The following is a 26,124-nucleotide window of genomic DNA, read 5'->3' as shown; positions in this document are numbered from 1 at the left end:
CCCCCGCCCTTCGGGCTCCTCCTTTATTTCGCTGCGCAAGGCACCCCATCGACGTGAGCGTTATTCAGAGCAGTTGTTGATCGGCGGTTCACCAGCGGCGTGCCCTGGTGCACAGGACATCGGGTGCTCCCCGCAGCGAAATAAAGGCGGAGCCGAAGGCGGGGGACATTCGCGGAGGAGAGTACCCGGTGGCTTGTGCACGCGCCCTGGACAAGAGCACTCGAACACAAGCAAGCCAAACACAAGGCGGAGCAACTGACATGAACTACACCGTCAACGGCCACGCCACCTACTGCTACACCGGCGGCAAGGCTTTCGATGCAAACAAGCCGACCGTGGTGTTCATCCACGGCGTGCTCAACGACCACAGCGTGTGGATCCTGCAAAGCCGCTGGTTCGCCAACCACGGCTGGAACGTACTCGCGGTCGACCTGCCCGGCCACTGCAGGAGCGAAGGCCCGCCGCCCGCCAGTGTGGAAGACGCGGCGCAGTTCGTCATCGGGCTGCTCGATGCGGCCGGCGTGCAGAAGGCCGCGCTCGTGGGCCATAGCTTCGGATCGCTGATCGCGCTCGAAGCCGCTTCACGCGCGCCTGAACGGGTGAGTCATCTGGCGCTGGTGGGCACCGCCTACCCGATGGCCGTGTCACCCGCACTGCTCGACGGCGCGCTCAACGACCCGCAGCGCGCCATCGCGATGGTCAACACCTTCTCGCACTCGCTGCTGGCGCCCCCGCCCTCCTCGCTCGGCCCCGGCACCTGGCTCTACGGCAGCTCGCGCGCGCTCATGCGGCGCGTGCTCGCGAGCAACCGCGACGCCAATGTGTTCCACATCGGCTTCAAGGCCTGCAACGACTATGCAAATGGCGAAAAGGCGATCGAGGCCGTGCAGTGCCCCGTGCTGTTCCTGCTCGGCGATGCCGACCAGATGACGCCGCCGCGCGCCACCAAGGCGCTGGTGGGCAAGGCCAGGCAGGGCAAGGTGGTCACGGTGCATGCGGGCCACGCACTGATGAGCGAGGCGCCCGACGAAGTGCTGTTCGCGCTGCGCGACTTCGTCGGCGCGCCCGCCTGAAGCGCCGCTTTTATTCCGCCGCGATGCCTGCGCGGTGCGCTAGCGCGCGGTAGCGGGAAATCTCGCCTTCCATCTGGGTTCGGAACGCCGCTGCGCCGATGGCGACGGGCTCCATGCCCTGCGCGCGCAGCTGCGCCTGCAGGGCCGCGCTGCCCATCGTGGCCGCGACCACGCGCGCCAGCTTGTCGAGCACCGGGGCCGGCGTGCGCGCCGGCGCGGCAAAGCCATACCAGGCGTCGAAGGTGGCGTCAGGCAGCCCCTGCTCGGCCAGCGTGCGCACCTCGGGCAGCATGCTCGAGCGCGCCGCGCCCACGATGCCTAAGGCGCGCAGCTTGCCCGAGCGCACATGCGGCGCGACGGCCGCCACGGTGTCGATGCCGACCTCGATCTCGCCGCCGATCACCGCCATCGAACCCTGGCTGCTGCCCTTGTACGGAATGTCCTGCAGCTGGATGCCCGCGGCCAGCGCGAGCAGCTCGCCCGCGAGGTGCGGGCCCGAGCCGGAACCGAAGGTGGCGTAGCGGATGCTCTTCGGCTTGGCCTTGGCGGCGGCGATGAGCTCGGGCAGCGAGCGCCATGGCGTGCCGGCACCCACCACCAGCACCAGCGGCGTGCGCGCAACGATGGCAATGGGCGCCAGGTCGCGCACCGGGTCGTAGGGCAGTCTGGCGCGCAGCGCGGGGTTCACGCTGTAGCTGGTGGAACCCGAGAGCAGCAGCGTGTAGCCGTCGGGCGCAGCCTTGGCGACCGCGTCGGTACCGATGATGGTGGCGGCGCCTGGCTTGTTGTCGATGACCACGGGCTGGCCGAGCCGCTCCGACAGGCCCTGCCCCATCGCACGCGCGACGATGTCGGTGCCGCCGCCCGGCGGAAAGGGCACGACCAGCTTCACGGGCCTGTCGGGCCATTTTTCTTGCGCGAGCGCGGGGGCATGGAAGGCGACGAGCGCCGAAGTGCAGACCAGCAGGCCACGGAGCCGACGGAAGAGAGCAGTTTTCATGGGTTCGTCCAGCAACAGAAATCAGGCGGCAGCGGCGTGCAGCGTCTTACCGGCGGCCCACGGCGCGAGCCCCGGCTCGCCCAGGTCCCAGTAGAGGCCGGCCATGATCTGCAGGCCCTCGCGCGCCAGCGGCGCCAGCAGGTGCTCGTTGGGCGCATGCTGCGCGCAGGCCGGGTACGAATGCGGCACCCACAGCGTCGGCAGCCCGAGCAGATCGGCAAAGACGTCGTTGGGCAGCGAGCCCGCGAGGTTGGGCAGCAGGTCGACACGCTGGCCGCTGCTCTCTTCGATGGAGCGCAGGGCCCAGTCGACCCAGGGGTTCTCCACGTCGAGCCGCGTAGCCGCGCCTTCCAGCGTGACCTGCACTTCCACATCACCGAAGCCATGCGCATCGAGGTGGGCGCGCACGATGCTCGCCAGTTCGCGCCACGGCGTGCCGACCACGAAGCGCAGCTGGCAATGCGCCACCGCCTCGGACGGAATCGCATTGACGGGCCGCTGCGGCGAACCGGCGCCGAGCGCGAGCACCTCGATGGTGTTCCACGCCACCAGCCGCTCGGCCGGGCTCAGGCCGGGCTCGCCCCAGCCTTCGTCGAGCGCGGGGTCGTCGGCGCCGCCGCCGATGGCGATGCCGGCCAGCGCCTTGCGCACGCCCTGCGGAATTCCAGGCGGCCGCAAGGCCTCGACCAGGATGCGCCCGCGCGCATCCACCAGCGAGGCCACTGCGTGGCTGATCACCGTGCCCGGATTGACGAGCACGCCGCCCCAGTTGCCCGAGTGGTAGCCGCGAGGCCGGGCGCGCAGCCGCAGGCTGAAGTTGACCGCACCCCGCGAGCCCAGGAACAGCGTGGGCCTCTCGGCGCTCACGCGCGGCCCGTCGCTGGCGATGAACAGGTCGGCGCGCAGCCGGTCGCGCTGCTGCTCGCACACCGCGTGCAGGCCCGGCGACGCGGCCTCTTCGCCGGTCTCGATGAGCCAGGTGATGTTGTAGCCCAGGCGCCCGCCCCGCGCGCGCAGCGCGGCGGCCAGCCCGCCGAGCGCGATGCTGTGCTGGCCCTTGTTGTCGGCCGTGCCGCGCCCGTACCAGCGGTCGCCGCGCACGGTGAGCACCCAGGGCCCGAGGCCTTCGTCCCACTGTGCGTCCTGCCCGCTCACCACGTCGCCGTGGCCGTAGCTCAGCACGGTGGGCAGGGCAGGGTCTTCGATGCGGCGCGCAATCAGGAAGGGCCCGCCGCCGGCCACGGGGTTCTCGACGATTTCGCACGCGAAGCCCAGCGCGGCCAGCGGCGGCACCAGTTCGTCTTGCAGGTAGGCGCCGAGCGCGGGCGTGGCGGCGCCGGTGTCGCTCTCGGTGCGGAAGGCGATGCGCCGCTGCAGGTCGGCAAAGAAGCCGCCATCGTCGAAATAGGCGGCGGCAGCGGCAAGGCTGTCGGTACGTTGCATGGAGGGATTTCCTGTTTGCGTGGGATGCAGCAAGTACAAGGCCTGGAGGGCAATGCTTCCAGCACCGATTTCGCAAGCTACCATTGCCTTCAAGGCAACGCTTCAATCGCCATGGCACCACCGCTTCTCAGCATTCCGATGCGCCATTTCCTCGAGGTGGCGCGCAGCGGCTCGGTCAGCCAGGCCGCGGCGCGGCTGTTCGTGGCCTCGTCGGCGGTCAGCCGGCAGATCGCCAAGCTCGAGGACAGCCTGGGCACGCCCTTGTTCGAGCGCCACGCCAGGGGCATGGCGCTCACCGCGGCCGGCGAGCGGCTCGCGGCGCACCTGCGCAATGCGCAGCTCGACATCGAGCAGGTCATCGAGCAGGTGCGCGACCTCGGCGGCCGCAGCGCGCACCGCATCCGCATGGCTTGCACCGAAGGCTTTGCCGCGCACTTCATGCCGCAGGTCATGCGCAGCTTCGAGTCGGCGCATCCGGGCACGCAGCTCGAACTCCATGTGGGCTCGCCCGATGGCGTGAGCGCGCTGCTCGCGCGCGGCGAGGCGGACATCGCACTCAAGTACGTGGTGGCGCCGGAGCCCGGCCTGAAGATCGAGCACTCGGCCAATGCGCCGGTGTTCGCGGTGCTGCGCCCCGACCATCCGCTGGCGCGGCAGCGCGTGGTGTCGGTGGCGGACGCGGTGCGCTACCCGCTGGCCGTGGGCGACAAGGGCGTGACCGCGCGGCAGCTGTTCGACCAGGCGTGCAGCCTGCAGGGCCTGCAGTACCGCGCGATCTTCGTCAGCAACTTCTCGTCGGTGCTGCTGCCGCTGCTGCGCACACCGGACGTGATGCTGTCGGGGCACCTCACGGTCACGCACCTGATCGATGCGGGCACGGTGGTGGCGCGCCCTTTCGCCGAGGCACCGCTGCAGCAGCGGCAGCTTCAGGTGCTGGCGCTCGAAGGCCGCACGCTCACGCCGCTGGCGCAGGAATTCGTGCGGCACCTGGTGCATGCCATTGCCAGCGCAGGCCGGCGCAAGCTGGGGCGTGCGCGTTCGAGCGTCTGAGCCTCAGCGGCCCAGCGCGTTGATGTCGGCCGGATCGAGCAGCACCTTCGGCGCGCCGTGCCGCGCCACGGCCAGCATGGCGCGGCCCACCTTCTCGGTGGTCGTCACCTTGCCGGGCCAGAGCCGGTAGGCCAGCCCCAGCACAGGCTTGAGCACCATGATCGCGGCCTGGTAGAGGGGCGTCTTCGAGCGCACGCCGTGCAGCGGCTGGATCATGCCGGGACGGAACATGTAGGCGGCCTTGAACGGCAGCCTGAGCAAGGCGTTCTCGGTGGCGCCCTTCACGCGCGCCCACATGCGGCTGCCGCGCTCGCTGCTGTCGGTGCCCGCACCCGTCACGTAGGTGAAGGTCATGCCCGGGTTGAGCCGCGCAAGCACGGTGGCGGCGGCCATCGTGAGGTCGTAGGTGATGCGCTTGTAGTCGGCCTCCTTCATGCCGACCGACGACACACCGAGGCAAAAGAAGCAGGCGTCGAAGCCCTGCAACTGCGGCTCGAAGCCGCTGTAGTCGAACATGTCCGGAATGACCAGGTCCTGCAGCTTCGGGTGCTGCTGCCCGGTGGCCCTGCGGCCGACCGCGAGCACGCGCGCCACCTCGGGCGCGAGCAGGCATTCGCGCAGCACGCCCTGCCCCACCATGCCGGTGGCGCCGAAGATCAGGATGTTCATGGGATGGGACGCGGTCAGACCGCGAATTCGGCGGGACGCTTCTCGAGCACCGCGAGCAACAGGTCGACGTCGAGGCTGGAAGGCTGCGGCGCCTGCAGCGCGCCGAGCATGCGCGAGAGCGTCTCCGCATGCGGCAGCAGCGGGCCCAGGAAGCGGGTGCCGTCGGCACCGGCGATCAGCAGCGTCGGAAAGGTCTCGACGTCGAAGGCATCGGCAATCTCGGCGTGGTCCTCGATGTCGACCCAGGCGAAGCGGAACTGCGGATGCGCCCGCGCCACCTGCTCGAGCAGCGGCCGGTAGTCGCGGCAGGTGCCGCACCATTCGGCGCACAGGCACACGACCCACGGCGCATCGCTGGCGGGCTCGGCGGAAACGGGGGCGGCAGGAAGAGCGCTCAAGGCTGATGCGGCGAAGGTGTGAATACGAAGCCGCAGTGGTGCGGCCGGGAGGTCGTGGCTATTATGGACAAAGCGCCTCCGGCGTTCAGGAGACCCGCACGATGAACACCACGACTGCCCCGGAATCTGCTGTCGATCCGCGACGTTTCAAGAGTTTCGCGGAGTTCTACCCCTTCTACCTGAGCGAGCACGCCAACCGCACCTGTCGGCGCCTGCACTTCGCGGGCTCGACGATCTCGCTGCTGTGCCTGGTGGCGCTGGTCGTCACGCTCAACCCGCTCTGGCTGCTGGCCGGGCTGGTTGCGGGCTACGGCTTTGCCTGGGTCGGGCATTTCGGCTTCGAGAAGAACAAGCCCGCCTCGTTCAAGCGCCCGCTCTACAGCTTCATGGGCGACTGGGCGATGTACCGCGACATCTGGCTGGGCAAGGTCAAGATCTGAGGGGCCACTATCAAATCAGGAGCACGTCGCCCAGGCGCAGCGAGTGCAGCGGGCCTTTGCGCCAGAGGTCTTCGAGCGGTTCGGCGCGCGGCATCAGCAACTCCCTGAGCAGCGGCTCGATCGGCGTGGACGGATCGGCCAGCAGCACGTAGCGCGGGTCTTCATGGGCGGTTTCCTCGGCGAGCGGCGCGATCCAGTCCAGCGCCACCAGCGTTTCGAGCACCGGCACCACCTGCAGCGCATCGACCCGCATGCGCGTGACGAGTTCGGTGGCACCCATGCCCTTGGCCGGCGTGGCGCGCGCCCGCGCCAGGTGCTGCAGCACCTCCATGGCCAGCTGCAGCGGCCATCCGGCCCGCCCGCCCCGGCGCGCAACGCCGGTCAACAGACTCGGCAGGTAGGCCGCGATGACCGCGCCCAGCAGCACGATGACCCAGGCCACGTAGATCCACACCAGCAGGATCGGCACGGTGGCAAAGGCGCCGTAGAGCACCGAATAGGTCGGCACCAGGCTCAGGTAGTAGCCCAGTACGCGCTTGGCGATCTCGATGGCGGCCGCCACGAAGATGCCGCCGGCCCAGGCATGCGACCAGCGCACGTTGGTGTTGGGCACGTAGTGGTAGAGCGAGGCCATGCCCGCGGCGAGCAGCACGAATTCGAAGGTATCGAAGAACAGCTTGAGGATGCTTCCGCCCACCACGTCGCGCGATGCCGCGAACACGTACGAGGTGGTCGAGAGGCTCACCGCCAGGATCAGCGGCCCGAGCGTGATGGCGGCCCAGTAGATCAGCACGCGCTGCGCAAAGGGCCGGGGCGAGCGCACGCGCCAGATGTTGTTGAGCGTCTTGTCGATGGTGAGGATCAGCGCAATGGCGGTGATCAGCAGCACCACCAGGCCCGCGATGCCGAGCCCGCCGGCCTTGCTGGAGAACTGGTTCAGGTAGCCCAGCACCTGGCGCGCGATGTTGTCGGGAATCAGGCTCTCGATGAGCCAGCGCTGCAGCCGCCCCTGCAGCTTGGCGAACATCGGGAACACGGTGAAGAGCGCCAGCGCCACGGTGAAGAACGGCACCATCGCGATGGTGGTGGTGAAGGTGAGGCTGCTGGCCGTGAGGCCGAGCCGGTCTTCGCGGAAACGCTCGCCCAGCACCGCCGCGGTGTTGCCCCACGGAAAGCGCGAAAGATCCCTCCAGAGCTGACGACGATTCATGGCCGGTATCATAAGAACCCGATCCCTCCCCCCGTCTTTGCGCACTTCGTGCCGCAGGTTCCGCGGTGTTCCGCCCATGACAACCATCACGCCGCAAACCTCTTCTTCCGTCAGCGCCACCCGCTGGCTCGCCGTGGGCAGCCTCGCCGGCCTGATCGTGCTGGGCCTGGCCTGGGAGCTGTGGCTCGCGCCGCTGCGGCCCGGCGGCTCGCTGCTGGCGCTCAAGGTGCTGCCGCTGGTCATTCCGCTCGCGGGGCTCTACAAGAACCGCATGTACACCTACCGCTGGGTCAGCCTGATGATCTGGCTCTATTTCACCGAGGGCGTGGTGCGCGCCTGGAGCGACACCAACGGCGTGGGCCAGGTGCTCGCGCTCATCGAGGTGCTGCTGTGCCTCGCGCTCTTCACCGCCTGCGCATTGCACGTCAGGCTGCGCCTGCGCAACGCCAAGGCGGCCCGCCAACTGGAGACTTCCAACCCATGACGACTTCCTCTTCCGTTCCCCTGATCGATCAGCTGCGTGCCATCGTCGGTGCGCAGCACGTGCTGAACGAGGGCGACCTTAGCGCCTACGAACAGGACTGGCGCAAGCGCGCGCGCGGCAAGTCGCTGGCCGTGGTGCGGCCGGCCAATGCGCAGCAGGTGGCCGAGGTGGTCAAGGCCTGCGCCGCCGCCGGCACGGCCATCGTGCCGCAGGGCGGCAACACCGGCCTGGCCGTGGGCTCCATTCCCGACGACAGCGGCACGCAGGTGGTGCTGAGCCTGCAGCGGCTGAACGCCATCCGCACCATCGACGCCGCCAACCTCACGATGACGGTGGAGGCCGGCTGCATCCTGCAGACGCTGCAGGAGGCGGCCGAGAAGCAGGGCTTCCTGTTCCCGCTGAGCCTTGCGGCCGAGGGCAGCTGCACCATCGGCGGCAACCTTGCGACCAATGCCGGCGGCACGCAGGTGGTGCGCTACGGCAACACGCGCGAGCTGTGCCTGGGCCTCGAAGTGGTCACGCCGCAGGGCGAGATCTGGGAAGGCACCAGCGGGCTGCGCAAGGACAACACCGGCTACGACCTGCGCGACCTGATGATCGGCAGCGAAGGCACGCTGGGCATCATCACCGCGGCGACGATGAAGCTCTACCCGCTGCCCGCCGCGCAGCTCACGGCCTGGGCCGCGGTGCCCTCGCTCGACCACGCGGTCACGCTGCTGGGCCTGGCGCACAGGCAGCTGGGCTCGGGCCTCACGGGCTTCGAGGTGATGGGCCGGTTTGCATTGAGCCTGGTCGACAAGCACATGCCGCAGTTGCGCGTGCCGTTCATCGGCGATGAGGCCGTGCCGTACTGCGTGCTGCTCGAGAACTCCGACAGCGAATCCGAAGACCACGCGCGTTCGCGCTTCGAGGCACTGCTCGAAACGGCTTTCGAGGACGGCTGCGTGACCGATGCGGTGGTGGCCGAGAATCTCGCGCAGGCGCACCAGCTCTGGCACATCCGCGAGAGCATTCCGCTCGCACAGGCCGAGGAAGGCCTGAACATCAAGCACGACATCTCGATTCCCGTGTCGCGCATTCCGGCCTTCGTGGCGGAAACCGATGCGCTGCTGGCGCGCGAGATCGCCGGCGTGCGGCTGGTGAACTTCGGCCACCTGGGCGACGGCAACCTGCACTACAACGTGCAGGCGCCCGAGAACATCGACACCAAGGCTTTCCTGAAGAACGAGGAAGAGCGCATCAACACGCTGGTGTACGACGCGGTCGAGAAGTTCGGCGGCTCGTTCTCGGCCGAGCATGGCGTGGGCTCGCTCAAGGTCGACAAGCTCGAGAAGCACAAGTCGCCGGTGGCGCTGGAGATGATGCGTGCGATCAAGCGCGGGCTCGATCCGAAGAACATCCTGAACCCCGGCCGCGTGATTCGCCTCTAGGCATATGTATTTCTCCCTCCCCTCCCGGGGGAGGGCCGGGGTGGGGGCACGCGGCCCTCGAGCAAGACAAGAACTCAACCCGGAAAATCCTCGCCGCGCAGCTCAATCGGCTGCCCGTGCGGCGTGCGGTCCGCGGCGTGGTCCCAGGCGTGGCGGTAGCGCGCGAGCTCATCGTCGGAGCTGGCACCCTTGCGCGCGACCAGGCTTTCGAGCGCGGCGAGCCAGTGGCGGTAATAAGTGTTGCCGGTGTCGGGGTCGCCCGCGGCCTGCGCGGCGGCGATCTGCGCGGCGAGCGCCTCGGCCCATTCAACCCAGGTGAAGAGGCCGCGCTCATGCAGCGCCAGCGTCATCGCAAAAGCCTGCGCTTCCCAGGGCTCCTTGAACACCGGCCCGTCGGCATCGCGCGGCATGCCGGGCGCCAGCGCGAGCGGTGGCATGCCGCCGCTGTTCATGCGGCAGGCTCCAGGTAGCTTTCCCAGGCATCGACCGACACCGCGAGGTTCTGGCGCGGCGCGTCCTCGCCCCAGAGCTCGGCCTCGTCGAAGACCACGGTGTAGAGCCACTGCGGCTGCTCGCCCCGGCCCTGCGCATTCGAATCGGCGAACACATGCGCGCCATGCACATGCGCGATCACGCCGCGCTTGCCCTGCACGTAGCCCGGCAGCCGCGTGTGGTGGCCGGCCTTGCCGCGGTGCATGCGTACGCGCTGGCCGACGGCGAAGCGCGCCGGGCCGGCTTCGGGGCGCCGGGTGGGCGAGCCCTTGGCCAGCACGGCCGGAACGTCGGCGGCCTGCAGCACGCGGGCGACCGGTGCAGCGGGATGGCGCATTTCGCCCGATGCGAGTTCGTCCGCAAAGACCTGGCCGCGCTGCAGCATCAGCTGCTCCAGCGCGCCGAGCCATATCTGGTAGTAGCTCAGGTTGGCGTAGTCCGGCAGCGTCTCGCGCACGGCGCGGCTCGCATCGATGTTCCAGGAGCCGGTCGCGCCCATGGCGAGCGTGAGCGCCAGCGCGCGCGGCTCCCACGCGGCATGGAACAGCTCGCCTTCGGGCTCGGGCGTGACCGCGCCGAAACCGGGCTGGCCGCCGAGGTCGGCATGCGTGAGATAGCTCATGCGGCACTCCCCGGCGTTGCGGGTGCTTCCACCCGCCGCGTGCCGATCATCGAATCGCGCGTGACCAGCGCGGCAAGCGCTTCTTCGCTCAGGCCTTCGGTGCCTTCCGGGCGCTGCGGTATGACGAGGTAGCGCACCTCGGCGGTCGAATCCCAGACGCGGATGCGCGTCGACTCGGGCAGCACCGTGCCGAAATCGGCCAGCACGCCGCGCGGATCCTTCACGGCCCGCGAGCGGTACGGCGCGCTCTTGTACCAGGTGGGCGGCAGGCCGAGCACCGGCCAGGGATAGCAGCTGCACAGCGTGCACACCACCATGTGGTGCTGCTCGGCGGTGTTTTCCACCGCCACCATGTGCTCGCCCTGCCGGCCTGTGTAGCCCAGCGAGGCGATGGCCGTCGTGGCATCCTGCAGCAGCCAGTCGTGGAACTCCCGGTCGACCCAGGCCCTGGCCACCACGCGCGCGCCGTTGCGCGGGCCGATGCGGGTCTGGTAGGTATCGATCAGCACGTCGAGCGCGGCCGGATCGATGTAGCCCTTCTGGGTGAGCACGCTTTCGAGTGCCCGCACGCGCAGGTCCATCTCACCGAGTTCGCTGTGTCCGTGGACGTGGTCATGGCCGGTCATCGGCCAATGCTAGCGCCGCCCCGTAAAATTCCCAACATGACCTCGCCCAGCCGCCCCGTCCGCTCCCAGTACGAAGACTTCATGCGCCATGTCGACACCCATGGCGTCTACAAGAGCGACCGCACCGGCACCGGCACCAAGAGCGTGTTCGGCCACCAGATGCGCTTCGACCTGAACGAAGGCTTTCCGCTGGTGACCACCAAGAAGGTGCACCTGCGGTCCATCATCCAGGAACTGCTGTGGTTCCTGACCGGCTCCAGCAACAACAACTGGCTCAAGAAGCGCGGCGTCACCATCTGGGACGAGTGGGCGCGCGAGGACGGCGACCTGGGTCCGGTGTACGGGGTGCAGTGGCGCAGCTGGCCCACGCCGGACGGCGGCCACATCGACCAGATCTCCGAAGTCATCAAGACCCTGAAGACCAACCCCGATTCGCGCCGCATCATCGTGAGCGCATGGAACGTGGCCGAGCTCTCCAAGATGGCGCTCATGCCCTGCCATGCCTTCTTCCAGTTCTACGTGGCGCCGCCGCAGGCGCCGGGCGAGCGCGGCAGGCTGAGCTGCCAGCTCTACCAGCGCAGCGCCGACATCTTCCTGGGCGTGCCCTTCAACATCGCGAGCTACGCGCTGCTCACCCACATGGTGGCGCAGCAGTGCGAGCTCGACGTGGGCGACTTCATCTGGACCGGCGGCGACTGCCACATCTACAGCAACCACGCCGAGCAGGTGGCGCTGCAGCTGAGCCGCACGCCCTACCCGTATCCCACGCTTCACATCAAGCGCAAGCCGGCCTCGATCTTCGACTACCAGTACGAAGACTTCGAAGTGCTCGACTACCGGCACCACGATCCCATCAAGGCACCGGTGGCGGTGTGAGCCCATGTCCGGCCTTGTGACGACACCGCGCATCCACCTGATCTTCGCGCGCGCCGCCAACGGCGTGATCGGTGCCAACGGCTTCATGCCCTGGCACCTGCCTGAAGACCTGGCGCACTTCAAGCAGCAGACCGGCGGCGCGCCGGTCGTCATGGGCCGCAAGACCTGGGATTCGCTGCCGCCGCGTTTCCGGCCGCTGCCCGGCCGCTGGAACATCGTCGTGACGCGGCAGGACGATTGGAAGGCCGAAGGCGCGCAGCGCGCGGGCAGCCTGCAGGAGGCGCTCTCGCTGTGCGAGGATTCGCAAGTGCCCGATGTCTGGATCATCGGCGGCGCGCAGATCTATGCCGAGGCGCAGCCGCTGGCGCAGCAGGCCGTCGTCACCGAGATCGCGCGCGACTACGAAGGCGATGCGCATGCGCCGGAACTGGCTCCTTCCGAATGGCGCGAAACCAGGCGCGAATCGCACGTCTCGGCCAAGGAAGGCCTGCACTACAGCTTCGTGACCTACGAACGCATCGCCGCGCCGAAGGCATGAACGCAGGCGAGCCGCGCGCCATCGCACCTGCGCCGCTGCGGCGCCGCTCCCTGGTGGTCGGCGCCGCATTGCTTTGCGGCCTGGCGCCCATGCAGGCGCTGCGCGCGGCCGAGCGGCTCGATCCCGACGAAGAAGCGCTCTTCATCCCCGGCACCGCGCGCCCCACCGGCGATGGCCGGCTCGAGGTCGACATCCATGCCTGGGTCTACGAACCCGAGCGCCGCTGGGGCCTGAATGCCGCGTTCGCGCGCTACCTGGGCCTGAACCTCAAGAAGCTCTCGCCGGCGGCACGGCTGCGCTTCAACCAGCGCACCGCGCTGTTCCACGCCGAATCGGAAGAAGGCAAGGTGTTCGAGCTCGACTTCGAAGGCAGTGCCGCGCGCGTGCCCACGCCGCCTTCGGGCGCCGACGGCCGCATGAACATGCGCATCGTCATCGACCCGCCCCGCATGCCGCCTTCGAGCGAGTGGCTGAAGTTCCATGCCGTGACCGGGCCCGGCGAACTGCTGCACCGCTTCAGGGGCGAAGCATTGATCGTTCCCGCGCAAGGCCTGTCGATCATTTCGGACATCGACGACACCATCAAGCGCACCCAGGTGCGCGACCGGCGCGAGATGCTGCTGAACACGTTTGCACGGCGCTTCGAAGCGGCACCGGGCATGGCGGCGTACTACCGCACGCTGGCCAAGGCACCGGACACGCGCTTCCACTATCTCTCGGCCAGCCCGATGCAGCTGTACCCTGCGCTCGCCGATTTTCTTCGCGATGCGGACTTTCCCATGGGCAGCATGCACCTGCGCGAAAGCACGACCTGGCGCACGCTCATTCCCGGCGAGCAGGATTCGCGCACGCACAAGCTCGGCGTGATCGAGCGCCTGCTGGCCGACTTTCCGCAGCGCCGGTTCATGCTGGTGGGCGATTCGGGCGAGAGCGATCCCGAGATCTACGGGCAGGTCGTTCGCACCCATCCCGGCCGCATCGACAGCATCGCCATACGCGACGTGACCGGCGAGGACAGCCGCGCCGAGCGCTACGCGGCTGCCTTCGAAGGCGTGGCCCCCGGCCTCTGGCAGATTCTTTCCCCCGAACGGGCCCCGGCACCAATCCAGCGGGCAAGGTGAGCGCCCGCCGCCGAAACACCTTCGGCACCTTGGTTTCCAGCACCGGCGACAAAAGAACACTTAGGTACACATCGGAAAGTCATGTGCCTCACAGGGATTAGGCAAAACTGTGATTTTTTCCGCAGAATGTTCTCTCCACCACCCAGACAAGGAGACGGCTCATGTCCATGGAGTTTCTTCGGGTCATCGCCGAGCAGAAATTGCCATACGTCGTCCACACGCCAGCCGACATCGACAGGCTGCGCGTACTGCGTGCGGCCGAGCTGGTGACCGCTTTCATTCCGCCGTCCAGCCACGCGCCGGACGATCGCGCGATACGCCAGCTCGCCCAGGTGGAATCGATCACCGCCAAGGGCAAGCTGGCGCTGAACAAGGCCACCTCGGCCTTCATCGAACTCTGAACGTCATCGCCGCGCTCGCGGGCCCCGCGTTCCGCGCGGGATCCGGCTAGCGCTTGCGCACGTCGGCCTCGAACCCCAGCAGCTTCATTGCGGCTCCCGGACTCTTTGCAGCCTTTGCATACGCGGCCCATGGATCGTTGCCGCGGTCGAGCCGGGCATGAATGTTCCGCAGGGTCCACTGCGCGCCGCTCGCGAGCGTGGGAACCTCCTGCCATTCCACCGGCACCGACACGCCCATGCCGGGACGCGCCCGCACCGACCAGGCGCAGACGGTGGTCGCGCCGAAGCCGTTGCGCAGGTAGTCGATGAAGATGCGGCCGACACGGTTGTCCGGCCCGCTCTTGGCGACGAACATCTGCGGCAGGGTGCGCGCCATGTGGCGCACGATGGCCTGGGAAAAATCCTTGATGGTGTCCCAGTCGTACTGCCGCTTGAGCGGCACCACCACGTGCAGCCCCTTGCCGCCGCTGGTCTTGCAGAACGGCGCGAGACCCAGTTCGTCCAGCACCACGCGCATCAGCTCCGCCGCCTGCAGCACCATGGGCCAGCCGACGCCCTCGCCCGGGTCGAGGTCGAAGGTCATGCGGTCGGGCTTGCCGATGAGCGTCTTCAGGCCGTTCCAGGTATGGAACTCGATGACGTTCATCTGCGCCGCGCTCAGCAGCCCGAGCGGGCCCGCGATCTCGATCAGCTCGGGGTGCTTCGGCCACAGTGCCGCGTCGAGCTGCCGCACGCCGCCCATCTGGCCGAGCTCCAGGTGCTTCTGGAAGAACAGCTGGCCGTTGATGCCCTGCGGCGCGCGCACGAACGACACGGGCCGGCCCTTGAGGTGCGGCATCATCAGCGGTGCGACCAGGCCGTAGAAGCGCACCACTTCCACCTTGGTGATGCCGGTCGACGGGTCGACCACGCGGTCGGCGTGCGAGACCTTGAAGTTGGCGGGCATGGTGGCGGCGGGTTCGGGCTCGGGCCTGGGTTCACGGCCGGCGCCCGCCTGGTGCACCGGCTTCTCGCGGACGATGGCCCTGGCGGGCTTGTCCGAGCGCACGCTGTGGAACACCGGATGCCGCACATGGCCGTCCTTGGTCCATTCGGAAAACGTGACTTCGGCCAGCAGCACCGGCTTGACCCAGTGCGCACGCCGGTCGTTCTCGGTCGGGTTCTTGAACGGCCGCTGGTCGATGCCGAGCGGCTTCAATCTTTCGAGCATGTCGGCGAGCGTTCGGCCATTGAAGCCCGCGCCCACCGCGCCAGCGTAGACCAGCTCGCCCTTGTCGTCGTGCACGCCGATCAGCAAGGCGCCGATGCCCACGCGCGAGCCCTTCGGATCGGTGTAGCCGCCGATGACGAACTCCTGCCGCTGCGAGCACTTGAGCTTGATCCAGTCGGGCGAGCGGCGCGAGGCATAGGTGCTGTTCTTGCGCTTTCCGATCACACCCTCGAGCCCGATCTTGCAGGCCGAGGCCACGATGTCCTCGGGCGGCGCATCGAAGATCTCGCTGAAGCGGATTTCGGGCGGCGCCTTGGCAAGCAGCGCCTGCAGCAGGCCGCGGCGCTCCACCAGCGGCACGCCGGTGAGATCGAAGCCGCCGTAGTAGGGCAGGTCGAACAGGAAGTAGACGATGTTGCGCATGTTCTCGCTGTCGAAGGCGTTCTGCAAGGCCTGGAAGTCCGTGCCGCCGGACTCGTTGAGCACCACGATCTCGCCATCGAGCCAGCCGGGCGCGAGCTTCATGCGCTCGATCGCGCGCAGCAGGTGCGGCATGCGGCCGCTCCAGTCATGGCCATTGCGCGTGAGCAGCTGCACGCCGCCTTTCGCATCGATGCGCGCGAGCAGGCGGTAGCCGTCGAACTTGATCTCGTAGATCCAGTTCTGCGGATCGGGCGGCGGGCCGTCGACCAGCGTGGCGAGCAGCGGCGAGAGCTTGGCGGGCATGGCGGCCTTCACCGCATCGGCGGGCATGCCGCCGGCCGATGCCTTGCCGCGCTTTCTTGCCGGTGCGGGCGGCGCCTCGGCCGTCGCCGAGACCGCCGCGGCGGGCATCGGCATCTGCGCCACGCTGTCCGGGAACTGGTCGACCACGCTGAACTCCGCGGCCGGGCGGGCGTACTCGTCGTGCTCCTTGATCAGCAGCCACGCGTCCTGCTTGTCATCGGCCTTGCCGTGCATGCGCACCAGGGCCCACTTGCCGCGCAGCTTGTAGCCATGCAGCTCGAACTTGAGGTGCCCCGCCTTATAGCCCTTGCGCGGATCGCCGATGGGCGTCCAGCTGCCCTTGTCCCAGATGATCACCTTGCCCGCGCCGTACTGCCGGGGCGGTATCTCGCCCTCGAACTGGTTGTAGGCGATGGGATGGTCTTCCACATGCACGGCCATGCGCTTGTCGTGCGTGTCGTAGCTCGGGCCCTTGGGCACCGCCCAGCTCTTCATGGCGCCATCGAGCTCGATGCGGAAGTCGTAATGCAGCCGGGTCGCCCAGTGCTTCTGCACCACGAACTGCAGCATGCCGGGCGCCGATGCGCCGCCCTCCTCGGGCTCGGGCGTGGCGCCGAAGTTGCGCTTTTCCTTGTAGCGCTTCAGGGGGTTTGCGCGCGCCATGGTGTGTCGGCCTCCACGTCCAGCGGATGGCCCGCCGCGTAGCGTTCGAGCAGCAGGTAGAGCACCAGGCCGCCGGCCAGCGGCAGCAGGTAGTAGAGCGCGCGGTAGGCCAGCACGGCCCCCATCAGCTCGCCCTGGCGCACGGTGCCCGAGAGCAGCGCCAGGTAAACGGCCTCGAGCACGCCGAGCCCGGCCGGGATCGGCGTGATCACGCCGACGATGGACGCGGCCAGCAGCACGCTCAGCGTGGTGGCGTACGGCACCTGCCGGCCCAGGAGCAGGTACATCGCGCAGCCCATCAATGCCCAGTTGGCGGCGGAGAGCGTGAGCTGGACGACCGCAAGCTGCGCCGAAGGGAGCCTCACCCGCCGCCCCCGCAGCTGCCACTGCCGCCCGCGCGAAAAGGCGCAGGCCACCACATACGCTGCCGCGAGAAGAATCATCAGCACGCCGAGCGCGCGCAACGCGTCCGCCCCGATGCTCGCCTGGCGCGGCGGCGTGATGACGCCAGCGGCGAACAGGCCGCCGGCCAGCAGCCCGTAGCCGAGCCAGTTGGTGGCCAGGCTCACGCCGACGATCTGCGCCACCACGGCTTCATCGAGGCCCGCGCGCGCATAGAGCCGGGCACGCATCGCAATGCCGCCGACCAGCGAGCCCAGGTTGAGATTGAAGGCATAGCTCGTCACCGCAATGGCCCAGGAGCGCCAGCGCGGCACCCGGTGGCGCGTGTGCCGCCGGCCGATGAGGTCGAAGCATCCGTAGAGCGCGTGGCTCGCGGTTGCGATGGCCCAGACCCCCAGCAGCAGCATCGCCGGATAGCGCTGCAGCGCCTCCCATGCGCCTGCCCAGTCGACCTTGTGCGCATGCGACAGCAGCAGGCCCAGCACCGCGAGCCCCAGCAGCGGCAGCAGCCATCGGCGGCAGCGGCGCCAGAGCGAGGGCCTGCCGGCCGGATGGTCCGCCGCCGAAAGCATGGTCGCGTCATGGTTCATGGCGCGGCCCCCAGGGTCGAGATCAGCGCCGGCAGGTCGAGCGGCTTGAGCAGATGGTGGTCGAACCCGGCCACCGCAATGCGCTCCTTGTCGCCGTGCTGGCCCCAGCCGGTCAGTGCGACGAGGATCAATCCGGCCAGCGCGGGGTTGGCGCGCAGCCTGGTTGCGAGCTCGCAGCCGTCCATGCCCGGCATGCCGATGTCGAGGATCGCGAGCCCGGGCGCCAGACCCTCGGCCACCATGCGCAGCGCGGCATCTGCGCTGTAGGCCACGCGCGTGGTGGCGCCCATCGAGCGCAGCAGTTCGCCCAGTGCATCGGCCGCGTCCCGGTTGTCGTCGACGATCAGCACCGTGCCCGGCAACGAGGCCGGCCAGCCGCGAACGGCCGGTGCCGACGACGCGGGCACGCCGGCCTCGACGCGGGCAAGCGGCAAGCGCACACAGAACATCGCGCCCTGGCCCAGGCCCGCGCTGGTTGCCTCGACGCTGCCGCCATGAAGCTCGACCAGGCTCTTCACCAGCGTGAGGCCGATGCCCAGGCCGCCCTGCGCCGCCTTGGAAGTGCCGCTCACCTGCACGAACATCTCGAAGATCGACTTCAGCATGTCCGGCGCAATGCCGGTGCCGTTGTCCCAGACCTCGACCACGGCGTCGCGCCCTTCCCGGCGCAGCACGATGCGGATCTTTCCGCCGGGCGCGGTGTACTTGGCGGCGTTGTTGAGCAGGTTGGAGAACACCTGCGTGAGGCGGACGCCGTCGCCCCGCACCACGACCGGCTCGCTGCACAGCCGCGTGCTCAGCGTGTGCCTGGCGCCTTCGAGCAGCGGCCGGCTCAGCTCGATGGCGTCCTCGATCACCGCTTCAAGCGAGACCGCCTCCATGCGCAGCTCGATCTTGCCGCGCGTGATGCGCGAGACCTCCATCAGGTCGTTCACGAGCCGCACCATGTGGTCGATCTGCCGCCCCATGAGCTCGTAGTAGCGCCGGGCCTCCGCGGGCTCGTGCGGCTTGCGCATCAGGAGCGTGAGCGCAGTGCTCATCGGCGCGAGCGGGTTGCGCAGCTCGTGCGCCAGCGTTGCAAGGAACTCTGTCTTGCGCTGGTCGGACTCGCGCAGGCCGTCGAGCAGGCCGCGCAACTGGTATTGCCGGTTACGCGCCCGCAGCGCCGCGCGCACCGTGCTGATCAGCGAGGCCACGCGCATCGGCCGCTCGATCACGGTGACGTTCGCGAGCCGGTCCATGGCCTTGGCGATGACGGGCGAATCCGCGCCCTGGCGGGCAAGAACGAGCACCGGCAGATCGGACCACGGCGGCTGCGAGCCCAGCGCGTCGGCCAGCGCGGCCGCGGCCGGATCGGCCAGCACCTCTTCCGCCAGCATGATGGCGCCGGCGCCTTCCTTGATACCCCGCACGAGCTCGCACAGGCTGTCGCAGGTGTGGGCCGCAATCTGTGCGCGGGCCAGTACGGCGCTTGCCATGAAGGCGTCCCTGGAGGTTGCGGTCCGCAACAGGATGCGCTGCTCGGCGGATGCGGCGGGCGGGCTCACGATGGATGCTGCACACCGTCGATGGGAACAGGGATGCCCGTCAGGATGCCCCTGAAATGACGCAGCGGCTCGCCGACCTTGAGGCCTGTGGCAGTCATCGAGAAATCGCGGATGCTGCGCTCATGCGCGCCGCCGCGCTTCTTGAGCACCGAGATCGCCTGGCGCACTTCGCCCTCGAGCTCGAAATAGCGAAGCAGCACCACCGCGTCCGCCAGGTAGCTCGCATCCACCGGCGTCTTCATCTGCATGCCGATGAGGCCATGCTGCGCGCCCACCAGCAGCGTGGCGACGCCGGCCTGCCCCAGGTAGGAAAGCAGCTCGTGCAGCTGCACGATCAGGAATCGCTCGTCGGGCATGGCGTTGAGGTAGCCGTTGAGGCTGTCGATCACCACCACCGCCGCACCGGATTCCACCACCGCCACCCGGATCAGGTGCACGAACTCGCCCGGCGACAGCTCGGCGGGGTCGACCTGCCGCACCTTGATGCGGCCGGATTCGATGAACGGCCCCAGGTCCATGCCCATGCTTTCGCAGCGCGTGCGCAGCGTGTGGATGCTCTCGTCGAAGATGAAGAGGGCCGCGCATTCGCCGCGCCGCGCCGCCGCCAGCGCGAACTGCACGGCCACCGTCGATTTTCCCGTGCCCGGCGCGCCGACGAACAGCGTGCTCGTGCCGCGTTCCAGGCCGCCGCCCAGCAGCGCGTCGAGCGCCTCCAGACCGCTGGGAATGCGCGCCTGCACGACAGCCGGCGCCGAGGGATGCTCGGAGGCGACCAGGCGCGGAAAGACGCGCAGGCCGCCGCGCTCGATGCGGTAGTCGTGGTAGCCGCCGCGGAACTGCTGGCCCCGGTATTTGCTGACCACCAGCCGGCGCCGCGCGGCGCCGTAGTCGGAACTGATCTGCTCGAGCCGGATCACCGCATGGGCAATGCTCTGCACCTGCAGGTCGTGCTTCATGGCGGTCATGTCGTCCAGCAGCAGCACCGTGCATTGGCGGCCTGCAAAGAACTGCTTGAGGGCCAGTATCTGCCGCCTGTAGCGCAGCGAACTGCCGGCCAGAAGGCGCAGTTCCGAGAGCGAATCGAACACCACGCGCGACGGCTTGAGCACGTCGACATCCGAGAGGATCTTCAAGGTCGTCTCGCTGAGCTCGACCTCGGACGGGTGGAACATCGTGTACTGCTCGTCGGGCTCGAGCGCGGCCTCCGATGGAAGCATCTCGCGCACCTCGATGCCGCTCAGGTCCCAGCCATGGGATTTCGCCACGCCCCTGAGCTCGCGCGCTGTTTCCGACAGCGTGACGTACAGCACCGATTCGCCGCGCCCGGCGCCCTCGATCAGGAATTGGAGCGCGATGGTGGTCTTGCCGGCACCGGGCGTGCCCTCGATCAGGTAGAGGCGGTTGGACGTGAGTCCGCCGCCAAGAACATCGTCGAGGCCGGGAACACCGACTTTCATCAGGCCGTCCTGGGCGGACGGCAAGGCCGTGCCGTCGAGTTTCATTTTTCTTCCTCCATCGTCGGACAGACAGTCCTTTCTGCCCTGTTCTGCTTGCGATCTGCTGGCGCAAGGATTTTTATCAGGAGCTGCGGCCCCTGGGTTGTAGGGCATCACCCTTCTTCGGGACAAGACAACGCCACTGCGCCGCGGCCGCTGCGTGCCGGCCGCGGACGGCCTCAGGACTTGTCCGGCGTCTTGCGCTCGGCATCGCCGGGGTCCTGGAGTTTCTTGTTTTCGACCTTCTTCATCTGCTTCTCACCCTCGGTGTCCTTTCCATCCGTGGGCACGGATTCCTCCTGGGTGATTTCCGGTTCGTCGGGGGAACGCTCGCGGCGCTCGGGCGGTGGCTTGTTCATCGCTGGACCTCCTGAATGAGCCCCGACGGTGGCGTGCCTGCGGCACGGCAGCGCTCAGGCAATGGCGCCAGCGGCCGTCAGCCAACGCCGACGATCCCGCCGGCCCGCGCGGAAGCCGCGTCTTCCACGGGCGCCTCGCTCGCCTCGATGAAGAGCCGCCGGATCATCGGGAAACGCCCGCGCACCTGCTGCTCGATCGCGGCGATGGCATCGGCGGCTTCGCCGGTCGCCGTGCCCTCCCTGAAATTCAGGTCGACCACCGCCAGCACCTCGTCGGGGCCGATGTACATCGACAGCACGTGGCCGACGTCCTGCACGCTCGGCTGCTCCATGGCCAGGCTGCGGATGGCGCGCGCGGTCTCGGGGCGGATGCCCTCGCCGATCAGCAGCCCGCGGGCCTGGCTGATCAGCAGCACCGCCACGCCGGCCAGCAGCAGCCCGATCACCACCGAGGCCGCGCCGTCCAGCGCCGGCATGCCGAGCCGGTGGCTGAAGTAGATGCCCAGCGCCGCCACCGCCAGCCCGGCCAACGCCGCCGAATCCTCGGCCAGCACGGTGTAGGTGGTGGGGTCCTTGCTCTGCCCGAGCGCGCGCCAGAACGGAGCGCCGTGCGACTGGACACGGAACTGCCGCAGCGCAACCAGGAAGCTCGCGCCTTCGAACAATGCGGCCAGGCCCAGCACCAGGTAGTTCCAGCCCGGATCGCGCATCGGCTCCGGTTTGCGGATGTGCTGGATGCCCTCGTAGAACGACACGCCGCCGCCGAGCCCGAAGATCAGCACCGCGACGATCAGGCTCCAGAAGTACAGCTCCTTGCCGTGGCCGAAGGGATGCTCGGTGGTCGCGGGCCGCTGGCTCAACCGGATGCCCACCAGCAGCAGGACGCCGTTGAAGGTGTCGACCGCCGAATGGATGCCTTCGGACAGCATGGCCGAACTGCCGGTGATGCCGGCGACCGTGAACTTGGTGGCGGCAATGGCCACATTGGCCGCGATGGCGCCGTAGATCGCAAGCTTCGATTCGGCGGCCATAGGGATTCGGACGGCGGTGCGCCGCTCGGCCCTTGCGTTCAGCCCGGCCTTCAGGGAAGGCCGAGGTAGATCCGCAGGTCGTCCTTCATGGTCCCCGCTGACGCGACCGCCATGCGCAGGCGGGCCTCGCTGACGCCAAAACACTTCGTCCAGTAGTCGACCTCTTTCAGGTCGGTGATGTCGATTCGCTCGTCGTCCTGTGGGACGCGGATCTCCATGTCGTCCGGCATCGCGGGGTCTCCAGGTGGGTTGGAGACGGGAGTTTCACCGCCCGGCGAAGCCGCCATGCCAGCCGGACGCCATGGCTGATGCAGGACATGTTCTACATGCTGTCGTCTGCCGCGGTTTCGGGATGTTTCATGAAGCCAGTTCCGCTTCTTCCTCGGACGTGCCGCGGTGCGTGTGGCCGTGGGGAATACCGCATCCATCGGATGGCGCAGCAGCGGCTCGTCCAGGCAACTGCTGCCGAGAGAGGGAAATATCTCCACCGGCTCGCCCTGCACCGTGTGGCCAAGGTGCACGACGGCAGGATCTGCTGTCGCGGCTCGCACAACGGCAGCCTGCTTTGTTCAAGACCCCCATTGAAGCACCGGCCCGCGGGATGCACGGCCTAAGATTTTGGACATGCAAAGGCCCCGTCAATCCATGAACTCCTCGATCGTCGAGCACCTGAGGCGCGCTGGGCGCCTGGACCGCATGTTTGTCGACGGCGAGTGGGCCGTGCCCGAAACGCAGGCTCGCAGCAGCGTCGTCGACCCGTCGACCGAGGAGCCTGTGGCGGAGATCGCGCTGGGCAGCGCAGGAGATGTCGCTGCGGCCGTGGCCGCGGCCCGGCGTGCATTCGCGGCCTGGTCCGTGCGTTCCGCCCAGAGCAGGGCCCTGCTCCTCGATCGCGTCCACGCCCTGATCCTCGAGCGCGCAGAACTGTTCGCCCAGGCGATCTCGCTGGAGATGGGCGCGGCCATCGACTTCGCGCGCCGCACACAGGTGCCGTCAGCAGCGGAGCACATCCGCGTGGCCCGCGACAATGCGCGCGGCTATGCGTTTGTCACCCATCGCGGGGACATGGCCATCCTGCGCGAGGCCATCGGCGTGTGCGGCCTGATCACACCCTGGAACTGGCCGCTCTACCAGATCACAGCCAAGGTCGGAGCCGCCCTGGCAGCAGGCTGCACGGTCGTCCTGAAGCCCAGTGAGCTGTCGCCCCTGAGCGCCTTGCTCTTTGCCGAAGTGGTGCAAGACGCCGGCATCCCGCCCGGTGTGTTCAACCTCGTGAACGGCAGCGGACCGGAGGTCGGCGCGGCCTTGGCGCAGCATCCGGAGGTGGACATGGTCTCGTTCACCGGTTCGACAAGGGCCGGCGTCCTGGTGGCCCAGGCGGCGGCCCCGACCGTGAAGCGCGTGGCCCAGGAACTCGGCGGAAAATCTCCCAACCTCATCCTGCCGGATGCGGACCTGGCGAGCGCCGTACCAGGAGGCGTGGCCGCCGGCTTCCGCAACGTCGGCCAGTCCTGCAGTGCTCCGACCCGCATGATCGTGCCCCGTGCGCGCCTGCAGGAGGTCGAGCGGATCGCGCTCGAGGCGGCATCCGGCATGGTCGTGGGCGACCCGCGTTCGCAGCAGACCACGCACGGCCCGGTGGCGAACCGCGCGCAGTTCAATCGCGTGCAGGAAATGATCGGTGTCGGCATCGCCGAAGGCGCGCGGCTTGTCTGCGGCGGCCTCGGCCGGCCGGAGGGCTTGAGCCGCGGCTTCTATTGCCGACCGACCATCTTCACCGCGGTGCATTCCCGGATGCAGATCGCGCAGGAGGAGATCTTCGGGCCGGTGCTCGTGTTGATTCCCTATGACAGCGTGGACGAGGCCGTGGAAATTGCCAACGACACCGTCTATGGACTGGGCGCCCACGTGCAAGGAAAGGACCTGGCCGCGGCGCGTGCCGTCGCGGCGCGGATCCGGTCCGGGCAGGTGCACATCAACTATCCAGCCTGGAATCCGCATGCCCCCTTCGGTGGCTACAAGCGCTCCGGAAACGGCCGCGAATACGGTATCGAAGGTCTCGAGGAGTACCTGGAAACCAAGGCCATTCTCGGCTTCCAGGATGCCTCGGCACCCGCGACCGAATGACAGATTTCAAAGAAGACATTGCGCATCGCGCTGGAGCAATCATGACCGTGGCCCTCCTACTGCACCGCGCCGATGGTGCGCCTCTTTCCACCGCTTTCCGCAGGGCGCCGTTCGGCAACGACGACCCCTTTGCGCGGCATCGCGAGATCGCGTGGGAAGGACCCGGCGCGATGAGCGCGGGCCGCACCAGCTTCATCGGCGAGCTCGAAATCGCGAGCTATCCCCATATCGAAACCATCGTCGTGGTCGAGGGCGAGCTGACCCTGACAGCGGCCGGGGCAGCCCCGCTGGTGGTCGGTCCCCAGGCGGGTGCCGTCATCGGATGCGGCACCTCGCTTCATGTCCAGGCCGAATCCCGCGTGCGATTCGTGTTCTGCGCGGCCGCTTGCGAAAGACCGACGAGGCGTGGCGTCTTCCCGCTGCACGCCGCCGCCGACTTCAAGCCCGCCGCGACGCTGCCCGCGGAAGTGCTGCTGGGCCCCGCGCCGGCGTGCCGCAGCGACAAGGTCTTCATCGATGACGGCGCGCAATACAGCGCCGGCGCCTGGGACTCGACCCCCTACCACCGCATCGTTCGGCCGCACCGCATGAACGAGTTCATGCATCTGCTGGCCGGCAGCGTGCGCTTCGCAGCGCCTGACGGCAGCGTGCTTTCCACGGCTAAGGGCGACGCGCTGTTCGTGCCCCAGGGCGCACCGATCGGCTGGGAAAGCAGCGATCGCGTGGCGAAGTTCTACGTGTGCCAAAGCGTCCCGGCTTGAATCGGGGAGCGAGATGTCACCCCCGCTGCAACACATCCAGACTTCGCCCACGCTGCCGGCTTCGGCCGATGTCGTCGTGATCGGCGGCGGCATCATCGGTGTCTTTAGCGCCTACTACCTGGCCAGGCGCGGCCTGTCGGTCGCCTTGGTGGAGAAGGGCCGGATCGGCGCCGAGCAGTCGAGCCGCAACTGGGGCTGGTGCCGGCAGCAGAACCGCGATGCCCGCGAACTGCCTCTGGCGACAAAGAGCCTCGATCTCTGGGAACGATTCGCCGCCGAGAGCGGCGAAGACACCGGTTTTCATCGCTGCGGGCTGCTGTATCTCAGCAATGACGAGGCCGAGATTTCCCGCTGGGCCAACTGGCGCGATTTTGCGAAGACCGCAGGCGTGACGACCCTCATGCTGAGTGCCCGCGAGGCCGCCGAGCGCGGCCATGCGACCGGCCGCGCCTGGAAGGGCGGCGTCTTCTCGCCCAGCGACGGCACCGCCGATCCCGGCAAGGCCGCGCCGGCCGTGGCTGCTGCGCTCATCAAGCTCGGCGGCAGCGTCCACCAGAACTGCGCGGCCCGTGGCATCGAGACGGAAGGCGGACGGGTCAGCGGCGTGATCACGGAAGCCGGGGTCATCAAGACCCGGACGGCCGTGCTGGCCGGGGGCGCCTGGGCGTCTTCGTTCTGCCGGCAGCTGGACATCCGCTTTCCGCAGGCCTCGATCCGCCAATCCATACTGAGCGTATCCCCGGTGGAGCAGCGCCTGCCGGATGCCGTGGTGAGCGCGGGCGTGTCCGCCACGCGCCGCAACGACGGACGCTATGCACTGGCCATCAGCGGCCGTGCGCGCGTGGACCCGACAGGACAGTTCATGCGCTTCGCGCCGCAATTCGTGCCCATGTTCGCCAAGCGCTGGCGCAACCTTCGCCCGGGCGGCCTGGAAGCCATTCGGAGTGGCCATGAAACGCTGGCACGCTGGCGGCTCGACGCGCCGACGCCGATGGAGCGCGTGCGCATCCTCGATCCGAAGCCCGATCTGCCCACGGTCAGGGAGACCCACCGCCGCGCCGTCGAACTGCTGCCCCAGCTTCGCGACGCCAGGATCACGCATGCCTGGGCCGGCTACATCGACAGCACGCCGGACGGTGTTCCCGGCATCGGCGAGGTGCCCGGTATGCCGGGCTTCATCCTGGCCGCGGGCTTTTCCGGACACGGCTTCGGCATCGGCCCTGGCGCCGGCCACCTGATCGCGGACCTCGCCAGCGGCGCCGAACCGATCGTGGATCCCATGCCCTACCGGCCGGAGCGCTTCAGCAACTCGGCATGGGGCAAGGTCGCTGATTTCTAG

Annotated in this window: 27 protein-coding genes; 12 read left to right on the top strand and 15 right to left on the bottom strand. The window is 68.5% G+C overall.

Translation table 11 applies throughout. The annotated features are described in order from the left end of the window. Nucleotides 1–260 precede the first annotated feature (260 nt). Nucleotides 261–1,073: an alpha/beta fold hydrolase gene (locus ACAM54_RS08845; protein ID WP_025569610.1), complete on the top strand. Its 813-nt coding sequence runs from the start codon at nt 261–263 to the stop codon at nt 1,071–1,073. Between the two features lie 10 nt (nt 1,074–1,083). Here ACAM54_RS08845 and ACAM54_RS08840 read toward each other — a convergent pair whose 3' ends face one another. Together ACAM54_RS08840 and ACAM54_RS08835 are read right to left on the bottom strand one after the other, a co-directional pair. After that, a complete protein-coding gene (locus ACAM54_RS08840; protein ID WP_369650475.1) occupies nt 1,084–2,073 on the bottom strand; it encodes a Bug family tripartite tricarboxylate transporter substrate binding protein in 990 nt (329 codons plus the stop codon). 21 nt (nt 2,074–2,094) lie between these two features. Continuing rightward, a complete protein-coding gene (locus ACAM54_RS08835) occupies nt 2,095–3,516 on the bottom strand; it encodes a M20 family metallopeptidase (RefSeq protein WP_369650474.1) in 1,422 nt (473 codons plus the stop codon). 111 nt (nt 3,517–3,627) lie between these two features. Here ACAM54_RS08835 and ACAM54_RS08830 point away from each other — a divergent pair, with 111 nt between their 5' ends. Further along, nucleotides 3,628–4,566 (top strand): LysR substrate-binding domain-containing protein, encoded by a 939-nt coding sequence (locus tag ACAM54_RS08830; RefSeq protein ID WP_025569615.1) that lies wholly within the window; start codon nt 3,628–3,630, stop codon nt 4,564–4,566. A 3-nt stretch (nt 4,567–4,569) separates the two neighbouring features. On the opposite strand, the gene ACAM54_RS08825 is transcribed toward ACAM54_RS08830, so the two are convergent. Continuing rightward, complete coding sequence (locus ACAM54_RS08825; protein ID WP_369650473.1) at nt 4,570–5,235, bottom strand: epimerase; 666 nt, start codon at nt 5,233–5,235, stop codon at nt 4,570–4,572. Nucleotides 5,236–5,249: 14 nt separating this feature from the next. Beyond that, nucleotides 5,250–5,633 (bottom strand): thioredoxin family protein, encoded by a 384-nt coding sequence (locus tag ACAM54_RS08820; protein ID WP_319430989.1) that lies wholly within the window; start codon nt 5,631–5,633, stop codon nt 5,250–5,252. Nucleotides 5,634–5,734: 101 nt separating this feature from the next. On the opposite strand from ACAM54_RS08820, the gene ACAM54_RS08815 reads away from it, so the two are divergent. Then, the gene (locus ACAM54_RS08815; RefSeq protein WP_125964428.1) at nt 5,735–6,073 is read left to right on the top strand and encodes an Mpo1-like protein; all 339 of its coding nucleotides are present in this window, start codon (nt 5,735–5,737) and stop codon (nt 6,071–6,073) included. Nucleotides 6,074–6,083: 10 nt separating this feature from the next. Here the strand turns inward: ACAM54_RS08815 and ACAM54_RS08810 are convergent, their stop codons facing one another. Beyond that, nucleotides 6,084–7,295: a YihY family inner membrane protein gene (locus tag ACAM54_RS08810; RefSeq protein WP_145741869.1), complete on the bottom strand. Its 1,212-nt coding sequence runs from the start codon at nt 7,293–7,295 to the stop codon at nt 6,084–6,086. Between the two features lie 64 nt (nt 7,296–7,359). On the opposite strand from ACAM54_RS08810, the gene ACAM54_RS08805 reads away from it, so the two are divergent. Then, nucleotides 7,360–7,767 carry a DUF2069 domain-containing protein gene (locus ACAM54_RS08805; RefSeq protein WP_192325117.1) on the top strand — a complete coding sequence of 136 codons (408 nt, stop codon included), beginning with the start codon at nt 7,360–7,362 and terminating at the stop codon, nt 7,765–7,767. Next, the gene (locus ACAM54_RS08800) at nt 7,764–9,197 is read left to right on the top strand and encodes an FAD-binding oxidoreductase (protein WP_369650472.1); all 1,434 of its coding nucleotides are present in this window, start codon (nt 7,764–7,766) and stop codon (nt 9,195–9,197) included. The genes ACAM54_RS08805 and ACAM54_RS08800 overlap by 4 nt, the downstream gene beginning before the upstream one ends. Nucleotides 9,198–9,271: 74 nt before the next feature. Here ACAM54_RS08800 and ACAM54_RS08795 read toward each other — a convergent pair whose 3' ends face one another. Genes ACAM54_RS08795 through nthA form a run of 3 tightly spaced genes read right to left on the bottom strand, consistent with a single transcriptional unit; the run spans nt 9,272 to nt 10,937 of the window. Next, nucleotides 9,272–9,649, bottom strand: coding sequence for a nitrile hydratase accessory protein (locus tag ACAM54_RS08795; protein WP_369650471.1), 378 nt, complete (start codon nt 9,647–9,649; stop codon nt 9,272–9,274). After that, nucleotides 9,646–10,311 (bottom strand): nitrile hydratase subunit beta, encoded by a 666-nt coding sequence (gene nthB, locus ACAM54_RS08790; protein WP_369650470.1) that lies wholly within the window; start codon nt 10,309–10,311, stop codon nt 9,646–9,648. Before nthB ends, ACAM54_RS08795 begins: the two co-directional genes overlap by 4 nt. Beyond that, a complete protein-coding gene (gene nthA / locus ACAM54_RS08785; RefSeq protein ID WP_369650469.1) occupies nt 10,308–10,937 on the bottom strand; it encodes a nitrile hydratase subunit alpha in 630 nt (209 codons plus the stop codon). Before nthA ends, nthB begins: the two co-directional genes overlap by 4 nt. Nucleotides 10,938–10,973: 36 nt before the next feature. On the opposite strand from nthA, the gene ACAM54_RS08780 reads away from it, so the two are divergent. The 4 genes from ACAM54_RS08780 to ACAM54_RS08765 all read left to right on the top strand — a co-directional run bounded on the left by ACAM54_RS08780 (nt 10,974) and on the right by ACAM54_RS08765 (nt 13,873). After that, the gene (locus ACAM54_RS08780) at nt 10,974–11,813 is read left to right on the top strand and encodes a thymidylate synthase (RefSeq protein WP_369650468.1); all 840 of its coding nucleotides are present in this window, start codon (nt 10,974–10,976) and stop codon (nt 11,811–11,813) included. Nucleotides 11,814–11,817: 4 nt separating this feature from the next. Then, nucleotides 11,818–12,351: a dihydrofolate reductase gene (locus tag ACAM54_RS08775; protein WP_369650467.1), complete on the top strand. Its 534-nt coding sequence runs from the start codon at nt 11,818–11,820 to the stop codon at nt 12,349–12,351. Then, on the top strand, nt 12,348–13,472 hold the full coding sequence (locus ACAM54_RS08770) for an App1 family protein (RefSeq protein ID WP_369650466.1): 1,125 nt from the start codon (nt 12,348–12,350) through the stop codon (nt 13,470–13,472). The genes ACAM54_RS08775 and ACAM54_RS08770 overlap by 4 nt, the downstream gene beginning before the upstream one ends. 161 nt (nt 13,473–13,633) lie before the next feature. After that, nucleotides 13,634–13,873: a hypothetical protein gene (locus ACAM54_RS08765; protein ID WP_145741851.1), complete on the top strand. Its 240-nt coding sequence runs from the start codon at nt 13,634–13,636 to the stop codon at nt 13,871–13,873. Between the two features lie 46 nt (nt 13,874–13,919). Here the strand turns inward: ACAM54_RS08765 and ligD are convergent, their stop codons facing one another. From ligD to ACAM54_RS08730, 7 genes are all read right to left on the bottom strand, one after another. Beyond that, nucleotides 13,920–16,472, bottom strand: coding sequence for a DNA ligase D (ligD, locus tag ACAM54_RS08760; RefSeq protein ID WP_369650465.1), 2,553 nt, complete (start codon nt 16,470–16,472; stop codon nt 13,920–13,922). Beyond that, nucleotides 16,451–17,464: a lysylphosphatidylglycerol synthase domain-containing protein gene (locus tag ACAM54_RS08755; protein WP_369650464.1), complete on the bottom strand. Its 1,014-nt coding sequence runs from the start codon at nt 17,462–17,464 to the stop codon at nt 16,451–16,453. The genes ligD and ACAM54_RS08755 overlap by 22 nt, the downstream gene beginning before the upstream one ends. Next, entirely contained in the window at nt 17,461–18,942 is a 1,482-nt protein-coding gene (locus ACAM54_RS08750) for an ATP-binding protein (protein WP_369650463.1), read from the bottom strand. The genes ACAM54_RS08755 and ACAM54_RS08750 overlap by 4 nt, the downstream gene beginning before the upstream one ends. A 65-nt stretch (nt 18,943–19,007) precedes the next feature. After that, on the bottom strand, nt 19,008–20,513 hold the full coding sequence (locus tag ACAM54_RS08745) for an ATPase domain-containing protein (protein ID WP_369650462.1): 1,506 nt from the start codon (nt 20,511–20,513) through the stop codon (nt 19,008–19,010). Between the two features lie 173 nt (nt 20,514–20,686). Continuing rightward, a complete protein-coding gene (locus ACAM54_RS08740; RefSeq protein WP_145741844.1) occupies nt 20,687–20,866 on the bottom strand; it encodes a hypothetical protein in 180 nt (59 codons plus the stop codon). 77 nt (nt 20,867–20,943) lie between these two features. Further along, nucleotides 20,944–21,897, bottom strand: a complete 954-nt coding sequence (locus ACAM54_RS08735; protein WP_145741842.1) for a cation diffusion facilitator family transporter — start codon at nt 21,895–21,897, stop codon at nt 20,944–20,946. Between the two features lie 50 nt (nt 21,898–21,947). After that, the gene (locus tag ACAM54_RS08730; RefSeq protein WP_012746796.1) at nt 21,948–22,127 is read right to left on the bottom strand and encodes a DUF3606 domain-containing protein; all 180 of its coding nucleotides are present in this window, start codon (nt 22,125–22,127) and stop codon (nt 21,948–21,950) included. A gap of 415 nt (nt 22,128–22,542) precedes the next feature. Between ACAM54_RS08730 and ACAM54_RS08725 the strand changes: the two genes are divergently transcribed. The 3 genes from ACAM54_RS08725 to ACAM54_RS08715 are packed head-to-tail and all read left to right on the top strand — an operon-like array spanning nt 22,543 to nt 26,124. Continuing rightward, nucleotides 22,543–24,024 (top strand): aldehyde dehydrogenase family protein, encoded by a 1,482-nt coding sequence (locus ACAM54_RS08725; protein ID WP_369650461.1) that lies wholly within the window; start codon nt 22,543–22,545, stop codon nt 24,022–24,024. Between the two features lie 41 nt (nt 24,025–24,065). Continuing rightward, on the top strand, nt 24,066–24,785 hold the full coding sequence (locus ACAM54_RS08720) for a cupin domain-containing protein (RefSeq protein WP_369650460.1): 720 nt from the start codon (nt 24,066–24,068) through the stop codon (nt 24,783–24,785). Nucleotides 24,786–24,798: 13 nt separating this feature from the next. Continuing rightward, nucleotides 24,799–26,124: an NAD(P)/FAD-dependent oxidoreductase gene (locus ACAM54_RS08715; protein ID WP_369650459.1), complete on the top strand. Its 1,326-nt coding sequence runs from the start codon at nt 24,799–24,801 to the stop codon at nt 26,122–26,124.

Origin of the sequence: Variovorax sp. V93 (assembly GCF_041154485.1) — a bacterium.
Classification (GTDB): domain Bacteria; phylum Pseudomonadota; class Gammaproteobacteria; order Burkholderiales; family Burkholderiaceae_C; genus Variovorax; species Variovorax beijingensis_A.
This window is presented reverse-complemented; position numbering and strand designations above follow the sequence as displayed.

What these genes read in the sequence shown, in the direction of transcription:
- ACAM54_RS08735 (WP_145741842.1), bottom strand. Translation starts at nt 21,897, where the DNA reads ATGGCCGCCGAATCGAAGCTTGCGATCTACGGCGCCATCGCGGCCAAT.
- ACAM54_RS08715 (WP_369650459.1), top strand. Translation starts at nt 24,799, where the DNA reads ATGTCACCCCCGCTGCAACACATCCAGACTTCGCCCACGCTGCCGGCT.
- ACAM54_RS08770 (WP_369650466.1), top strand. Translation starts at nt 12,348, where the DNA reads ATGAACGCAGGCGAGCCGCGCGCCATCGCACCTGCGCCGCTGCGGCGC.
- ACAM54_RS08795 (WP_369650471.1), bottom strand. Translation starts at nt 9,649, where the DNA reads ATGAACAGCGGCGGCATGCCACCGCTCGCGCTGGCGCCCGGCATGCCG.
- ACAM54_RS08830 (WP_025569615.1), top strand. Translation starts at nt 3,628, where the DNA reads ATGGCACCACCGCTTCTCAGCATTCCGATGCGCCATTTCCTCGAGGTG.
- ACAM54_RS08825 (WP_369650473.1), bottom strand. Translation starts at nt 5,235, where the DNA reads ATGAACATCCTGATCTTCGGCGCCACCGGCATGGTGGGGCAGGGCGTG.
- ACAM54_RS08815 (WP_125964428.1), top strand. Translation starts at nt 5,735, where the DNA reads ATGAACACCACGACTGCCCCGGAATCTGCTGTCGATCCGCGACGTTTC.
- ACAM54_RS08765 (WP_145741851.1), top strand. Translation starts at nt 13,634, where the DNA reads ATGTCCATGGAGTTTCTTCGGGTCATCGCCGAGCAGAAATTGCCATAC.
- ACAM54_RS08750 (WP_369650463.1), bottom strand. Translation starts at nt 18,942, where the DNA reads ATGGCAAGCGCCGTACTGGCCCGCGCACAGATTGCGGCCCACACCTGC.
- ACAM54_RS08725 (WP_369650461.1), top strand. Translation starts at nt 22,543, where the DNA reads ATGAACTCCTCGATCGTCGAGCACCTGAGGCGCGCTGGGCGCCTGGAC.
- ACAM54_RS08840 (WP_369650475.1), bottom strand. Translation starts at nt 2,073, where the DNA reads ATGAAAACTGCTCTCTTCCGTCGGCTCCGTGGCCTGCTGGTCTGCACT.
- nthB (WP_369650470.1), bottom strand. Translation starts at nt 10,311, where the DNA reads ATGAGCTATCTCACGCATGCCGACCTCGGCGGCCAGCCCGGTTTCGGC.
- nthA (WP_369650469.1), bottom strand. Translation starts at nt 10,937, where the DNA reads ATGACCGGCCATGACCACGTCCACGGACACAGCGAACTCGGTGAGATG.
- ACAM54_RS08845 (WP_025569610.1), top strand. Translation starts at nt 261, where the DNA reads ATGAACTACACCGTCAACGGCCACGCCACCTACTGCTACACCGGCGGC.
- ACAM54_RS08780 (WP_369650468.1), top strand. Translation starts at nt 10,974, where the DNA reads ATGACCTCGCCCAGCCGCCCCGTCCGCTCCCAGTACGAAGACTTCATG.
- ligD (WP_369650465.1), bottom strand. Translation starts at nt 16,472, where the DNA reads ATGGCGCGCGCAAACCCCCTGAAGCGCTACAAGGAAAAGCGCAACTTC.
- ACAM54_RS08720 (WP_369650460.1), top strand. Translation starts at nt 24,066, where the DNA reads ATGACCGTGGCCCTCCTACTGCACCGCGCCGATGGTGCGCCTCTTTCC.
- ACAM54_RS08810 (WP_145741869.1), bottom strand. Translation starts at nt 7,295, where the DNA reads ATGATACCGGCCATGAATCGTCGTCAGCTCTGGAGGGATCTTTCGCGC.
- ACAM54_RS08800 (WP_369650472.1), top strand. Translation starts at nt 7,764, where the DNA reads ATGACGACTTCCTCTTCCGTTCCCCTGATCGATCAGCTGCGTGCCATC.
- ACAM54_RS08740 (WP_145741844.1), bottom strand. Translation starts at nt 20,866, where the DNA reads ATGAACAAGCCACCGCCCGAGCGCCGCGAGCGTTCCCCCGACGAACCG.
- ACAM54_RS08730 (WP_012746796.1), bottom strand. Translation starts at nt 22,127, where the DNA reads ATGCCGGACGACATGGAGATCCGCGTCCCACAGGACGACGAGCGAATC.
- ACAM54_RS08775 (WP_369650467.1), top strand. Translation starts at nt 11,818, where the DNA reads ATGTCCGGCCTTGTGACGACACCGCGCATCCACCTGATCTTCGCGCGC.
- ACAM54_RS08745 (WP_369650462.1), bottom strand. Translation starts at nt 20,513, where the DNA reads ATGAAACTCGACGGCACGGCCTTGCCGTCCGCCCAGGACGGCCTGATG.
- ACAM54_RS08835 (WP_369650474.1), bottom strand. Translation starts at nt 3,516, where the DNA reads ATGCAACGTACCGACAGCCTTGCCGCTGCCGCCGCCTATTTCGACGAT.
- ACAM54_RS08805 (WP_192325117.1), top strand. Translation starts at nt 7,360, where the DNA reads ATGACAACCATCACGCCGCAAACCTCTTCTTCCGTCAGCGCCACCCGC.
- ACAM54_RS08755 (WP_369650464.1), bottom strand. Translation starts at nt 17,464, where the DNA reads ATGAACCATGACGCGACCATGCTTTCGGCGGCGGACCATCCGGCCGGC.